Genomic DNA, 14,552 nt, shown 5'->3' with positions numbered 1-14,552 from the left:
TGCTCCAGTTTAGGGCTTGACAAGCCTTTTTGTCAAGTAAGCTGACCAGCTTTAACGAGTCTCAAAGCTAGAAAAAATAAGGGGTTAAGCAAAGCGATTGAATTACGTGGGAAAAAGTGAAATAAGAGTATAGAAAAAACTTTCTTTGTTTCTGATAACTTTCTATTTACAAACTCGACTTACTGAATAAGCAGTGAATATTTGTAATTTTTTGACTCTTTTTATCTGTTTTGTAAAATTTACTCAGACAGGTGGTAATAGTTACTATTTATTTTCAATAAAAAATAAACAACAACAAGTATAAAAACAAAAAAACAATTAAATCAATAGATTAAATAAAAACCTACGTTTGGTTCAATCGTTGCATAATTTAAATCGCTATTTAAATTTTAACTTATTAAGGATTGATTATGGCTACTGCAACAAACGCTAAACCAAATACGACTTCAGATGTTAAGCCAACAAACACCGAAGCTCCGCTTACAGAGAAAGCAACGTCAGCGGCACACGATGCTGTAGATGCACTTTCGAATAAGGCTGCAACAGCTGAAAGCAGCGTTCGTAAAGGCGCTTCTAGCTCAGCAGAAGCACTAAGCGAAAAACAACTTATTGCACGTGAAAAGTTAAGTGAATGTAGTGCTAAAACACGTGCATTTGCTTCTGAAAATCCATTAGCAACCGCGGGTATTGCTTTTGCTGCGGGTATGCTGATTACATCACTATTTCGTCGTAAGTAGTGATGAATAACCCACAAACAAACGCAGCCAAGGATGGTGAAGCGCAAAACCAAACTACTGAGCAGCAGAGTCAAAAGGACGATTGGCAAGATCATATTGCAAAGCTTTTAGAGTACTCTAAGCAGCTCAAGGATGATTACCAAACTCAAGGAAAGATCACCCATCAGCTTGCCAAAGCTGAATGGCGGTTATCGCTTAGATCGCTTGCATTGATCACTATATTTTTAGGCTGTTTTGCCAGTGGTTTGGTTTTGTTGTGGGCAGGATTTCTAGGTGCTGTTGGATACGGTGTATATGATCTTTTTGGGTCAGTATGGCTGAGTATTGCAACAGCTACTTTGCTGCAAGTTGCTTGTTTAGCATGGCTTTGGAAAAATACAGTTTACCTGAGTAATAAAATTGGCTTTAGTAAAACACTTAAAAGCTTGAAACAGCTGTTTAACTTATAAGGAAATTACTATGTTAGTTAACTACTTAATTAAAGCACCTAATAAAAACGTTGATACTCTGAGTAAGCAAATGGATACGCGCAGTGAGTTAAAACGCCAACATCATGCAGCGTTTCAATACAGACTAAAGCGTTTTGCCGCAACTAAAGTGGGACTAACAAGTGCCTTTTTAGCCGGTGCAGTTTTACAAGCAGGGAAAGGCGAAAACAGCTTGGTAAGAAAATACGGCTGGCTTGTTAGGCTGTTTGCTTAAACGTTAAACATTTCTACCATGATCAGATAAGTAATCAATACTTGGACCCCTTGGCACAACTTGCGTTGGGTTGATCATTGTGTGACTAAAGTAGTAATGACGCTTAATATGATAAAAATCAACTGTTTCAGCCACACCTTTAACTTGATAAAGCTCTCTGAGGTATCCGCTAAGTGCAGGGTAGCTTTCAATTGTGCGTAAATTACACTTAAAATGGCCAATGTAAACACTATCAAACCGAATGAGAGTGGTGAATAATCGCCAATCTGCCTCGGTGAGCCTATTACCTGCTAAATAGCGCTGCTTGCTCAGTATCCCCTCTACTGTATCGAGTGCTTTAAATACATCGTTAAACGCCTCTTCATACGCATCTTGAGTTGTAGCAAAGCCCGTACGATAAACACCATTATTTATATTTGGATAAATCAGTGTATTTAATTCGTCAATTTTTGGTTGCAGTGCCTCAGGATAGTAATCATCGTTATTACCTGTTAATTCATTAAACGCACTATTGAACATACGTATAATATCGGCAGACTCATTACTAACAATTTTATTGAGCTTTTTATCCCACAATACGGGAACGGTGACTCGCCCAGAATACTCAGGGTTATTTTTTGTATACACTTGATGTAAGTAATTACTATTAAATAATGCATCGCCAGTACTGTGGTTTTGCGTATCAAAAGCCCAACCACTATTAAGCATGTCAGGGCTAACAACCGACACCGTAATTAAATCTTGCAGCCCTTTTAACGCTCTAAATATAAGCGTTCGATGCGCCCAAGGACACGCAAGTGACACATATAAATGATACCTGTTCGCTTGAGCTTTAAAACCTGCCTCGCCCGTTATTCCAGCGCTACCATCTGCAGTTACCCAGTGACGTAACTGCGCCGTTTCGCGTTCAAACTTACCGTTACTTGAATCGGTGTCGTACCATTTATCTTGCCATTGGCCGTTAACTAATAATCCCACAAAACTCTCCTAAAAATACCGTTAAATTTTGCCAAACTCGCCGTTTTGATAATCACGCACTGCTTGCTGTACTTCAGCTTGCGTCGTCATTACAAACGGTCCCATATGAGCAATCGGCTGATTAAGTGGATCGCCTGCTAAAACCAAAACACCAGCGCCGTACTCAGAGCTAATATTAATGTCACTGCCTGGTTCTAAAATAAGTAACTTACCCGCTGATATTGTTTGATTGTCGCTCATTATTAGTGAGCCGCTATGTATATAAAGCATTACTTTTTGTTGGCTAAAAGGCTCTAAATAAATGCTTTTACCAGCAGGTAATGTAATATCAGCGAGCGCCGCATTAGCAGCTAAACTTTGCAGAGGACTTGAAAGCGTTTCACTTTCGAACTGCCACGATCCCGCAAGCGCTTTTAACGTCACACCTTGCGTGTTTGTGAAACTCGGGGCTGGATTTTTAGTCGTATCTTGATAACGTGAATCACGCATTTTTTGTGCGCTTGGCATATTGATCCAAATTTGAAAGCCATGCAGACCATCTATAGCATCAGCGAGTGGCATTTCACTGTGCATGACGCCGCGCCCTGTACTCATCCATTGCACATCACCTGCTTTAATTGCTTCTTTGTTACCCATTTGGTCTCGATGTTCAAAGCCACCTTTTAGAATATAAGTAAACGTTTCAATACCTCGGTGCGGATGCTCAGGAAAGCCTCCCATATAATCTTTTTTGTCGTCTGACTTAAGCTCATCAATCATTAAAAATGGATCTAAATATTTACCATCAAACCCAGGTATGCGGCTAATGCTCACGCCATCGCCATCTTGAGTTGCATAAGCTGTAAGTATTTTTGATATTTTCATTTTTTAATTCACTCTGAGGAATAAGTTGATGAGGCTATTAAATCATTCATTAAACAAAACAACTATCTGTTTAAATCATCTTTGCACACTATGTTTGTAGAGTGAGTAGTTATAAAACAATCACAGGACATTTATGGTTGTTTTTGCAATTGTTGACTACAATCATGTTTCGTAATTCAAATAAAAGGACGGTATATTTTCACTTCATCCCTCAAAAGCCAGCTCTACCGCTTGCTAATATTAATAAGTATTCCAGGTGTTGTTGTAACATTTATAGCGCTATGGGCTGAGCGCGATACTGCCATTGAAAAAAGTGAAGAAAGAGTTGTTAATATTGCTAAGCACTTCACTCAGCATCAAATAATAATGATTAACGAAGTTGAACAGCTTACTCAATTTTTAGCAAAAAAAATAGCCAAAAATCAAGAGCTACCATCCAAATGCCCTGAATATTTTTTCATATTAAAGAGTTACATAAAAACATTGCTAATATTGGTGTGGTTGATACCCAAGGAAATTTAAAATGTGTAACTAATGGACGCGTAAAAAATGTAAATATTAGTGACCGACAATATTTTAAAAATGCCATCAGTGGTAATGGTCTCTCCGTAGGATATTTTCAACATGATAGAAGCATACAAGCGCCTAGCGTAAACTTTGCTTACCCTATTATTGATGAAAGTAACCAGCTTAAAGGAGTATTGGTTAGCGTTATTGCACTCAATTGGTGGAATATTGCATTAAACGAAACTAAATTACCAAAGGGAGCTAATGCGATTATTGCAGATTCAAATGGATTAATACTGGCAGACTACCCCAGCACACCAAGTAATTTAGGTAAAAAAATAACCAATAAAAACTTCTTACATAGCGAAAAAAAACTCACTGTATTTAAAGATGACAAGGGTGTAAATAAGGTTTTTCATCGAGCTGTTATTTATAAAGATTTACACAATAATAATTTAGATATTTATATCACATTATCGACAGGTGAATTTATTGATCACGCTAACGCAAAATTTATAAAAACAATATTCGCTTTTTTTAGCGCAATTATTGTTATTGCTTTAATTGGTAAACGATTGATTAGTAATAGCATATTCAAACCTATAGCTGAACTTGCCCTAGCCAGTGATATATTAGCAAAAGGTAATATGCCTACTCACTCTATTAAACCAAATAGTCCAGAACTATATAGTTTATATAACCGCTTTGAAAACATGGCTGCAACTCGTTTACACGCAGAGGCAAATTTAAAAAGCAAACATGACGAATTAACCGGATTACTCAATGCGCTTCCTGACACCTATATTAAGCTAAATATAAAAGGTGAAATACTTAAAATTAGCGGCATTATAAGCCCTTTATTAGCTACAGATAACATACAACCAAAAAACTTATTTGAAATATTGCCAAAACAAATTTCAGAGCTCATTTTAGCTAAGGCAGCTAAACTTAAAAACTTACTTACTCTTGAGTTTAAAGTTAACACTCAACAAGGCGAGGTCTATTTTGAAGCGCGTATTAACCACTTAGCAAAAACAGCTGAGTGCATAATTTTACTTCGCGATATTAATCAAAGAAAAATTAACGATAATGCCCTGCATTTAGCATCTCTTGTGTATAACAATAGCAGGGAAAGCATGGCAATTACCGATCCAAACGGTATTATTTACGATGTTAACCCTGCGTTTTGTAAAACAACCCAATACTCAAAAGAAGAAGTAACAGGTAACACCACTCATATTTTATCCTCTGATAAACATACAAAAGAGTTCTATCAGCAAATTTGGGGATCTATTAATTCAACCGGACGTTGGCAAGGTGAAGTAATTAATTGCAAAAAAATGGCGAGTTACTAACCGAATGGTTAATCATCGACACCGTTTACGATGAAAATAAACAGCCTATACGCAGAATTGCAATTTTTACAGACTTAACTGAAAGGATCCAAGCCAATCGAACTATTTGGCGACAAGCACATTTTGATCACTTAACCGATTTACCTAACCGTTTAGAGCTTAAAGAGCGTCTTAACCAACGGTTTAAAGAACTTAAAAAAAATCAAAAACACTTTGTAGTCATGCTGTTAGATGTTGATCACTTTAAAGATATAAACGATACATTAGGACATCATTACGGTGACAATTTATTAAAAGAAGTATCGCAACGTATTGTGCAGGCAACAAAAAATGCCGATTTTGTAGCGCGTATTGGTGGCGATGAATTTGTAATTGTATTTAACGACATTAAAAGTACGCGTCATATAAGCCAAATTGCCACCAACATTTTACTTAGCTTATCGTCTGTAATACACCTTAAAAGCGAAGAGTTATTTATTAGTGCAAGCCTAGGCATTGCATGTGCACCTGATGACGGTGAAAATACCGAGCAACTTCTTAAAGCCGCCGATCAAGCTATGTACAAAGTAAAAAATAACGGACGTAATGGCTTTGAGTTTTTTTCACAAGATATGCGTGAACAAGCGCAAGCGCGCATGATCCTTTTAAAAGATTTACGTTGTGCTATTGAACTTGATCAATTTGAGCTGTTTTATCAGCCCATCGTTACGTTAAATGATCTGCACATGCATAAAGCCGAAGGGCTTATTCGTTGGCAACATCCTACAAGAGGACTGATGAGCCCTATTGTGTTTATCCCGCTTGCTGAAGAAACAAGACAAATAAATAAAATTGGCCAATTTGTATTTACTCAAGCAATACAAACCCTCAATGATATTAAACGTATAACCGATGATAACTTTCAAATAAGTGTTAACGTCTCACCTATTCAATTATCAACACCTAACAGCGGCATCGATGACTGGTACACGATGCTAAAAGCAGCAAAGCTTCCCGCCTCATCTATTGTTGCCGAAATAACTGAAGGCTTGATGGTTAACCCCGAAGAGTTAACACAAACACGTCTTAAAACCTTGGTTCAGTCAGGTATGCAATTAGCGCTGGATGATTTTGGCACGGGCTATTCTTCACTTGCTTATTTACAAGAGATGGACACTGATTATTTAAAAATAGATAAACGCTTTGTTGATAATATTCAAGCAGATAGCAAAGAACTAGTATTATGTGAAGCCATAATAGTAATGGCACACCAACTGGGTTTAAAAGTCATTGCAGAGGGGATTGAAACGACGTTACAACTTCAACTATTACGTGAAGCCGGTTGTGATTATGGGCAAGGTTACTTATTTTCTAAGCCACTAAATAAAAAGGATTTTATGGCACTTGTTGCTGGCAAAAAAGAGATTCTCTCTAAATAATAAAACTAAACTAATACTGTATATGCAATAAAAACAGCATCGATGCGGTCAAGTAATGCAATCAGATAGAAAGTAGTGACGGAATTTTGAAATGGCAAAAGCCACATTAGAACAATGGCGAATGTTCAAAGCAGTTGTAGAGCATGGCGGATTTGCAGGTGCTAGTGCTGCAGTGCATAAAAGTCAGTCAACCGTGCACCATGCAGTACAAAAACTCGAAGGTGCCTTGCAAATTAAGTTGCTTGAGGTAAAAGGTCGTAAAGCATTTTTAACCGACAACGGTAGACTCATTTTACGTCGTGCAAAATTTTTAATTGAAGAAGCAAGTAAGATCGAATCAGTTGCAAGTACATTAAGTGAAGGTATTGAAAGTACATTAAAAATTGCAGTTGATGAAGTATTTCCACATTCAATCTTATACCAAGCGCTTGCTAAAACGAGTGAGCTTTATCCGCTATTAAAAATTGATTTAGTAGAGAGCGTATTAACCGGTGCAAACGAATTATTAAACAATGCCGTTGTTGATTTAGCTATTTCATCAATCCCTGTCTATAGCATAAGTTGCACCAAGCTTTGTAATGTTGAATTTGTTGCCGTAGCGCACAAAGCACACCCACTTCATCAACAAGTAGAACAATTAAATTTTCATGACTTAAAACTTCACAGGCAAGTAGTCGTTAGAGATTCATCAACCTACGCAAGTCATAATGAAGGATGCCTTGGTGCAGACATGCGCTGGACGGTTAGCCACTTACGCAACTCTATTGATATGGTAAGCCAAAATTTGGGTTATGCATGGCTTCCTAGTATGCAAATATCCCATTTAATAGAAGATGAAACACTAAAAACACTTAATTTAGAACAAGGTACAACTCGTATCCTTGATTTATATTTAATGTGTAACGACATAGACAGGCTAGGTCCTGCAGCACAAGAATTTAAAGCGCAACTAATCGCTTTAACAAGTTAATTGTTTTTTACATCAAGATGATCAGCAACGTAAGCGCCTCTATTACCTCTTTTTTTCGATGGACCGATTGTGCTATCAACGGCTGTTTGCTGCTCTGTTGCCGCATTAGTGGAAGCGCCTAAAATAACAATATAAGCACTTATATAAAGCCACATAAGCATGATAACTACGCCGCCAAGTGAGCCATACGTTTCGTTATAGCTTGAAAAGTGCGATACATAAAATGAAAAACCAAGCGAAGCCACAATCCAGAGCACAGTTGCAATAGATGATCCCATTGTGATCCAGCGCCATTTAGCTGGTTTACGATGGGGCGCATACCGATATAAAAGTACCAATGCAAAATTAAAGGTGAAAGCGAGTAATGGCCACGAAATAAGCTTTATAAGTAAATCAACTTTTTCTTGTAAACCCACTAAATTTAGAACAATCGGTAAAATACCAATAATTAATAAAGCAAAAATAGACACTACGATGGCGCCTACAGAAAACAAAAATCGAACTAATTGAGCTTGAAAAAAAGAACGCTTTTCATATTCACGATAGCTAATATTGCATGCTGTAATTAACGCTTGGCTACCTTTTGAACTACTCCAAATAGTTAACACTAACGTCCCCAAAGCACTCATACTTAAACTGGCGTTAGAACTTTGAGCTAGGCTTGAGATTTGAGATAAAATAAGATCTCGCGTACTGTCAGGTAAAAGCGTAACAAATTGACCCAGATGCTCATTGATATCAGTAGGTGATGCAAAATAAGCATAAACAGACACCAATGCAGCAATTGCTGGAAAAATAGCAAGTAAGGCATAAAATGCCACGCCTGCAGCAACAAGCGATAAATTGTCTTCTCCCATTTGCTTGAAAATACGTTTTCCTATATCCCACCAACCTACTGCAGGAATACTTACAGGTTGTGTGGCTTGCTGCCCTCGCTTAGCTTCTTTCATTCTAAACCCCAAAAGTTGTATTACATTAATAAAGCAAAAATTTTGCCAAGTTAAATAAAATGTTTGGTATTAAATTTGCTAGTATTCATCTATAAATGTCTAACACGGAAGATAAGCCATGCTTGGTACCTTACAAAGCGATATAGCGCAAAATATTACACCGTCCACAACCGAAGTAATCAGACCCAACACACTTTCATGGAATTTCTTTTACGAGCAAAGCGTGCAGTTACTTCACACAACAGCGCAAATATTACCCACCCTTTTACTCGGCGTAGTACTTTTGGTACTGAGCTACTTGATTTCAGGACCCCTTTCTCGGTTACTAATCAAACCTATTGATTATATGACCGACAGCAAGCTTGTTCACCTCGTTATAAGGCGCAGTATAAGCACCCTAATAATTTTATTTGGGGTATATTTATTTTTACGTTTAGCAGGACTTACTCAGTTTGCGGTTGCTATTATGAGTGGGACTGGGTTAATCGGTTTAATACTCGGCTTTGCTTTTAGAGACATAGCAGAAAACTTCATCGCCAGTTTATTATTAAGTGTACAAAGACCTTTTAAAATCGACGATGTAATTGAAGTAGATGGCCGATTAGGTATTGTTAAAAAAGTCACCGCACGGGCAACCACGCTTGTTGATTACGATGGCAATCATATTCAAATACCCAATGCGACGGTATATAAAAATACCATTAAAAACCTGACTGCCAATCCAAAAATGCGCGGCAAAGTAGAAATTGGTATTGGCTATGATAACGATATACGCAGCGCACAAACCCTCGCCCTTAAAATTGTGAATCAGCAAGCGGCTGTTCTAAACGATCCACCTGCACAAGTGTTAATTAAAAACTTAGGCTCATCTACTATTAACTTTATTTTATATTTTTGGGTGAATGGTGAACTGCACAGCTCATTGAAAGTAAGTTCACAGTTAATGCGAGAATTAGTAAACGAATTTACAAACCAAAATATAAGTATGCCTGACGATGCTAGAGAACGAATTATACTGAATACGGCCCAAAGTGAGCTTGCTAGTTCTGAGCTAAAACAACCTCATACCGATAATAAGAACAGCGAAACTCAAGCACAAACTCAAACACTAAATGATGTAAGCAGCGACACCGATGAAATACGTGAACAAGCAGAACAGTCACGCGATCCTGAACAAGGGAAAAATATTATTTAATAATGCTTAAATTCTATTTAACTGAAATTTAAACACAAAAAAGCCCGCAGCGTTAACTGCGGGCTTTTTATTGAATGAGTGAGTCAGCCGTATAAGCCGGGTTTTGTCCTTTCCGAAGAAAGTGATAATCATTCGTCTAGGCCATAAATCGCTCTATGGCTCAAGCAACCTACCCGGTTCTCACGTGGGCCACGCGTTCATTATTTAAAATGATAGAACCCTATTTGGTCTTGCTCCGAGTGGAGTTTACCTTGCAACCGACTATTACTAGCGGCCCGGTGCGCTCTTACCGCACCCTTTCACCCTTACCAACCTAGGTTGGCGGTCTCCTCTCTGCTGCACTTGTCGTGGGCTCACGCCCCCCAGCCGTTAGCTGGCACTCTGCCCTATGGAGCCCGGACTTTCCTCCCCCTGATCATTTTCGTCACAGGCAGCGATCATCTTGGCTGACTCGGCGCGCAGTATACATGAGGCTAACGCCAAGCGCAGTAAGATTTACTCTTTTTCTTCAATAATTGTTTTGTATAAAGCGTTTTTCTTCATTCCAAAGTATTCTGCAACCACACCACAGGCTTTTTTCATTGGCATTTCACTCTCAAGAAGTGCCAGCATTTTGCGCGCTTCTGGCGGAACATCGTCTATTTGCTTTGGTTTGCCCGCAAGCATAAGCACTATTTCGCCGCGCTGCTTGGTAGGATCATCAGTTAAAAACTGTTTAAGCTCACTTACACTACCATTAAAAAATGTTTCAAAGGTTTTGGTTAGCTCTTTAGCAAACACAACGTGTTGCTCATCACCAAGGGCTAGTGCTAAATCATCAAGGCTTGCCATAATACGGTGCGTACTTTCGTACATTATGCTGGTAATACCTGAGTTAACAGCTTCGGTAAAAAAGTCTTGGCGAGCTTTACTTTTAGCTGGCGTAAAACCAATAAACTGAAAGCGGTCGGTTGGTAAACCTGAACAGCATACCGCTGTAATTGCAGCACATGCACCTGGAACAGGTGTAACATGAGCGCCTTGTTCGCGACACAGGTTTACAACAGCGTAGCCTGGATCACTTATTAGCGGCGTACCAGCGTCAGATACTAAAGCAATATTTAAACCTTGATTAAGTTGATCAATAATTTGTTGTGCTTTTTGCTTTTCGTTGTGGTCGTGTAATGCAAACGTTTTTGCCTTAATACCAAAGTGGCTAAGTAGCTTGCCGGTATGGCGAGTGTCTTCAGCAGCTATTAAGTCAACTTGCGATAATGTAGCGATTGCACGCTGACTTAAGTCGTCATAATTGCCAATTGGGGTGGCTACAATGTAAAGAGTGCCAATTTTCTTTGAATTCTCCTCATTTAACATTGAGGTCTCCTGCGTCAGTCAGTAATATAAGCAAATCGCGTTAACGTATTGGGAAATCATTGTGCGACTTAAACTAGTTAGTCTATTAATTATATTGTCAGGGTTATCGGCGTGCAGCACAACCGAAAAACCAACTAAAAACAGCGATAACTTCAGTAATAGCGCTAATACATTAAAAAACCTAGCAACCAGTGCAGAATCTATTTATTTATTAGCTCAAAATCGCCAAGGTGCCGACAAAATACAGTTATTGTATAGTGCACGAGATGCAGCTATAACAGAAAAAAACTGGTCACTATTAGAGCAAATAGGCAGTGAACTTGAGATGACGGCAAGTGTTGATCAAATTCAAAACCGCCTTTATATTGCGTTTGCACAAAAGCAACAAAACAAAAATGACCAAGCATTAGTTATTTTACAATCATTAGATGGACAACTTACTCAACCTGAACATTTTGCATGGCATCAGTTTTTAACAGCTAGTATTTATGCATCACAGAATTTTCCAAAAAAAGCAGCGCCTTATTTTTTTAGGGCTTCTGAAACCGCGGCTAAAAATAATATTGAGATCCCCCAACTTAACCAAAATTTGTGGAGTAATTTAACGCAACTTTCATCTTATGCACTCGAGCGCTTTAATCGCGGAACAGTTATTCAACAAGGTTGGGTTAACCTTGGTTTATATCATCAAGTTTATGCCGGCAGCGGTGTTGAGTTAGATCAAGCAATTAATAATTGGCGCCGTCGATACGTAGGACATCCAGCAGGGGCAATTCTTCCTAAAAAAGATGAAATATTTACCGAGCTTGCACCTGTAAACATTGAGCGTTTAGTTGTATTATTTCCTCAATCAGGTCCAAACGAGCGCTTAGGTGATGCCCTTAAGGCAGGTGCATTAGCGGCTCTTGATAAGCAAAATATTAACGAAGCTATTTTTATTGATGAAAATCTGACTACTGAAGAAATTGCATCACAACTTGAACAAATAAAGCCAGACTTTATAATTGGCCCATTGTTAAAAGCGAATATAGACAAACTCGCTAATGCTAAAACATTAATAGATACTCCCGTTTTACATTTGAACACATTTGATGGTGACCGTATTTCATTACAACACTACTTCTTTGCACTTAACCCTGAGCACGAAGTAGAACAAGCCTTAGAGCACTTTTTAGCAATGGGTTATCAAAAACCAATGCTACTTGCACCTAACAATGCTAACGGACAACGCCTTGTTGATTACTTTAATATGCAATGGCAGCGTTATAGCGAAACAAAACCACAAACTGGCTTTTACAACGATAAGAAAGATATGCCAGACACGATCACGAGTTTATTGGAGGTCGACAAATCTAAACAACGCATAAAAACGATAGAAGCATTATTTAGGCAAGAAGTAGAGAACGAAACGCGTTCTCGTAGTGATATAGACGTTATTTATATTTTAGGTGATGCAATAGAAACACGTTTAATTAAGCCTTACCTTGATGTAAACGTGAGTACCTTTGCTAATCGTATCCCTCTTTATGCCAGCTCTAAAAGCCATAGTAAACAAATTGATAGTACAGACAAAGGTGATTTAAATGGCCTATACTTCACTGAATTACCGTGGATGCTCGGCTCACAAGTAGAACATCAAGGTTTACGTAAACAATATAATAGTCTGTGGCCTGACCAAGCTGACATAAGCCAACGGTTATTTGCTATGTCATATGATGCAGTATCGGTTTTACACGATATTAGGCAGTTAAGTGTAAGTCTTGACAATCAATTTAGTGGTTTGAGTGGAAAACTGTCCGTAAATAGTAATGGTCATATTGAACGTACGCTTGATTGGGCACAATACACAAACCGTCTAATTAAACCTGTGCAATTAAAATCGCAGCGCCCGGTGCCACTGTTTATGCAATCAGCGAGCAATATACAAACTATAAATTAGACTTAATTAAGTTAAGGGGGCGACATGTCGTGGTTTAAGGAGCTGTGGCAAAATAGTCGTGAAAAAGGTCAGTATTATGAGCTTGAAGCACAAAAATACTTAGTTACTCAAGGGTTAACGCCTATTGAACGTAATTATTACTGCCCCTTTGGTGAGCTTGATGTCATTATGAAAGAAGGCAATACTCTTGTATTTGTTGAGGTTAAATTTCGTAAAAACAAGGCTCGTGGTGGCGCTAACTATGCACTTAGTCCACAAAAACAAGCGCGATTAAAGCGTAGTATTTATCACTACTTAGCAGCTAAAAATTTAACAAACCAAGCACTAAGAATTGATTATGTAGCCATTACAGGAGAAGCCCCTCCTAATATTAATTGGCTTAAAAATGTATTTTAATCTCAAATACAAAGATAAATTATTGGTAGGTTATGCAAGACACTATTAAAGAAATTTTTACAGAGAGCATTCAAGTTCAAATCGCAGCTGGTGAAGTATTACCGAGCGCGCTCGAGTCCGCTGCATTTACTATTGCACAAAGTTTAATTAACGGAAATAAACTCATATGCTGCGGTACTCCAAATTGCCATATGCTAGCTCAACATATGGCGGGTGTATTGGTTAACCATTATGAAACCGAACGCCCTTGCTTACCGGCAATTGCCCTATCGCAAGAAAACGTAAATCTTGGACAAAGTACTCACGTTGACGACCAGGATACATTTGCTCGCCAAGTTCGCGCTTTTGCCCAGCAAGGTGATTTACTGCTAGCACTGGCTATTAACGGTAACGAAAAACATGTTATTTCTGCCGTTGAAGCAGCACTAACTAAGGATATGAAAGTCATCGTAATGGTGGGTGATGATGGAGGTGAATTAGTTGGTCTGCTTGGTCCTAATGATGTTGAAATTAGATCCCCATCCAAGCGCCCAAGCCGCATTATCGAATCCCATTTAGTTAACTTACACTGTTTAAGCGAACTGGTAGATTTAACACTTTTCCCGCAGGATGAAAATTATGTTTAAACGTTCCCTAATTGTTTTAGGTGCTGTTGTATTACTGCAAGGCTGCGCAGCCGCTGTTGTAGCTGGTACTGCAAGTGCAGTAACCGCTGCAAACGATCGTCGTACTATCGGTTCCCAAATTGATGATAATAATATTGAAATAAAAGCCAGCATAGCTCTTAGCGAAGCTGAACGTCTTGAAAAGTTCACTAACATTAACGTTGTAAGCGTTAATGGCATTGTGTTGTTAGTTGGCCAAGTACCAAGTGAAGAATTAAAAAACGAAGCGCAGCATACGATTGAGGGCGTTTTAGGCATTAGAAAAGTACACAACCAAATTCGTATTGGGTCAAATATAGGCATTACAACACAAACTCACGATTCATGGCTTACTTCTAAAGTAAAAACACAGCTATTAACAACTAAAAACATTAGTAGTAATAACATTAAAGTCGTTACAGAAAACGCTGAAGTGTTTTTAATGGGCCTAGTATCTGAATCTGAATCAAACCAAGCGGTAAGCATTGCACGCAATGTATCTGGTGTTGAGCGAGTAATTAAAGTGTTTGAATATATGTAAAGT

At 38.3% G+C, this 14,552-nt stretch carries 13 protein-coding genes, 1 other RNA gene and 1 pseudogene; 10 read left to right on the top strand and 5 right to left on the bottom strand.

From position 1 onward, the window contains the following. Positions 1 to 410 precede the first annotated feature (410 nt). From P20652_RS12885 to P20652_RS12895, 3 genes are read left to right on the top strand one after another with little or no spacing between them, the layout of a single operon-like run. Positions 411 to 737 carry a hypothetical protein gene (locus P20652_RS12885; RefSeq protein WP_008167096.1) on the top strand — a complete coding sequence of 109 codons (327 nt, stop codon included), beginning with the start codon at positions 411 to 413 and terminating at the stop codon, positions 735 to 737. A gap of 2 nt (positions 738 to 739) precedes the next feature. Beyond that, the gene (locus P20652_RS12890; protein WP_008167094.1) at positions 740 to 1,186 is read left to right on the top strand and encodes a hypothetical protein; all 447 of its coding nucleotides are present in this window, start codon (positions 740 to 742) and stop codon (positions 1,184 to 1,186) included. A gap of 10 nt (positions 1,187 to 1,196) precedes the next feature. Continuing rightward, positions 1,197 to 1,439, top strand: a complete 243-nt coding sequence (locus tag P20652_RS12895; protein WP_008167092.1) for a hypothetical protein — start codon at positions 1,197 to 1,199, stop codon at positions 1,437 to 1,439. Between the two features lie 3 nt (positions 1,440 to 1,442). On the opposite strand, the gene P20652_RS12900 is transcribed toward P20652_RS12895, so the two are convergent. Both P20652_RS12900 and P20652_RS12905 read right to left on the bottom strand, forming a co-directional pair. After that, positions 1,443 to 2,417, bottom strand: a complete 975-nt coding sequence (locus P20652_RS12900; RefSeq protein WP_008167090.1) for a glutathione S-transferase family protein — start codon at positions 2,415 to 2,417, stop codon at positions 1,443 to 1,445. A gap of 21 nt (positions 2,418 to 2,438) precedes the next feature. After that, the gene (locus P20652_RS12905; protein ID WP_008167088.1) at positions 2,439 to 3,281 is read right to left on the bottom strand and encodes a pirin family protein; all 843 of its coding nucleotides are present in this window, start codon (positions 3,279 to 3,281) and stop codon (positions 2,439 to 2,441) included. A gap of 249 nt (positions 3,282 to 3,530) precedes the next feature. Here P20652_RS12905 and P20652_RS17670 point away from each other — a divergent pair. Continuing rightward, a pseudogene (locus P20652_RS17670) lies at positions 3,531 to 6,561 on the top strand (EAL domain-containing protein). A gap of 91 nt (positions 6,562 to 6,652) precedes the next feature. Further along, positions 6,653 to 7,531, top strand: coding sequence for a LysR family transcriptional regulator (locus tag P20652_RS12910; protein WP_008167082.1), 879 nt, complete (start codon positions 6,653 to 6,655; stop codon positions 7,529 to 7,531). On the opposite strand, the gene P20652_RS12915 is transcribed toward P20652_RS12910, so the two are convergent. Then, positions 7,528 to 8,481 (bottom strand): YihY/virulence factor BrkB family protein, encoded by a 954-nt coding sequence (locus tag P20652_RS12915; protein WP_008167080.1) that lies wholly within the window; start codon positions 8,479 to 8,481, stop codon positions 7,528 to 7,530. The genes P20652_RS12910 and P20652_RS12915 overlap by 4 nt on opposite strands. Before the next feature lie 118 nt (positions 8,482 to 8,599). On the opposite strand from P20652_RS12915, the gene P20652_RS12920 reads away from it, so the two are divergent. Next, positions 8,600 to 9,676: a mechanosensitive ion channel family protein gene (locus tag P20652_RS12920; protein ID WP_008167078.1), complete on the top strand. Its 1,077-nt coding sequence runs from the start codon at positions 8,600 to 8,602 to the stop codon at positions 9,674 to 9,676. Positions 9,677 to 9,752: 76 nt separating this feature from the next. Here P20652_RS12920 and rnpB read toward each other — a convergent pair. Both rnpB and rsmI read right to left on the bottom strand, forming a co-directional pair. After that, positions 9,753 to 10,129: RNase P RNA component class A (rnpB, locus tag P20652_RS19475), an RNA gene on the bottom strand. 42 nt (positions 10,130 to 10,171) lie between these two features. Next, positions 10,172 to 11,029 (bottom strand): 16S rRNA (cytidine(1402)-2'-O)-methyltransferase, encoded by an 858-nt coding sequence (rsmI, locus tag P20652_RS12925; protein ID WP_008167077.1) that lies wholly within the window; start codon positions 11,027 to 11,029, stop codon positions 10,172 to 10,174. A 61-nt stretch (positions 11,030 to 11,090) separates the two neighbouring features. Between rsmI and P20652_RS12930 the strand changes: the two genes are divergently transcribed. From P20652_RS12930 to dolP, 4 genes are read left to right on the top strand one after another with little or no spacing between them, the layout of a single operon-like run. Further along, positions 11,091 to 12,968, top strand: coding sequence for a penicillin-binding protein activator (locus tag P20652_RS12930; RefSeq protein ID WP_008167075.1), 1,878 nt, complete (start codon positions 11,091 to 11,093; stop codon positions 12,966 to 12,968). 24 nt (positions 12,969 to 12,992) lie between these two features. After that, positions 12,993 to 13,364 carry a YraN family protein gene (locus P20652_RS12935; RefSeq protein ID WP_008167073.1) on the top strand — a complete coding sequence of 124 codons (372 nt, stop codon included), beginning with the start codon at positions 12,993 to 12,995 and terminating at the stop codon, positions 13,362 to 13,364. Between the two features lie 32 nt (positions 13,365 to 13,396). After that, entirely contained in the window at positions 13,397 to 13,990 is a 594-nt protein-coding gene (locus tag P20652_RS12940; RefSeq protein ID WP_008167071.1) for an SIS domain-containing protein, read from the top strand. Continuing rightward, positions 13,983 to 14,549: a division/outer membrane stress-associated lipid-binding lipoprotein gene (dolP, locus tag P20652_RS12945; protein ID WP_008167069.1), complete on the top strand. Its 567-nt coding sequence runs from the start codon at positions 13,983 to 13,985 to the stop codon at positions 14,547 to 14,549. Before P20652_RS12940 ends, dolP begins: the two co-directional genes overlap by 8 nt. Positions 14,550 to 14,552 lie beyond the last annotated feature (3 nt).

Origin of the sequence: Pseudoalteromonas sp. BSi20652 (assembly GCF_000239855.1) — a bacterium.
GTDB lineage: Bacteria > Pseudomonadota > Gammaproteobacteria > Enterobacterales > Alteromonadaceae > Pseudoalteromonas.
Note: the sequence above shows the minus strand (reverse complement) of the source record. Positions and strands in the feature narration are given on the sequence as shown.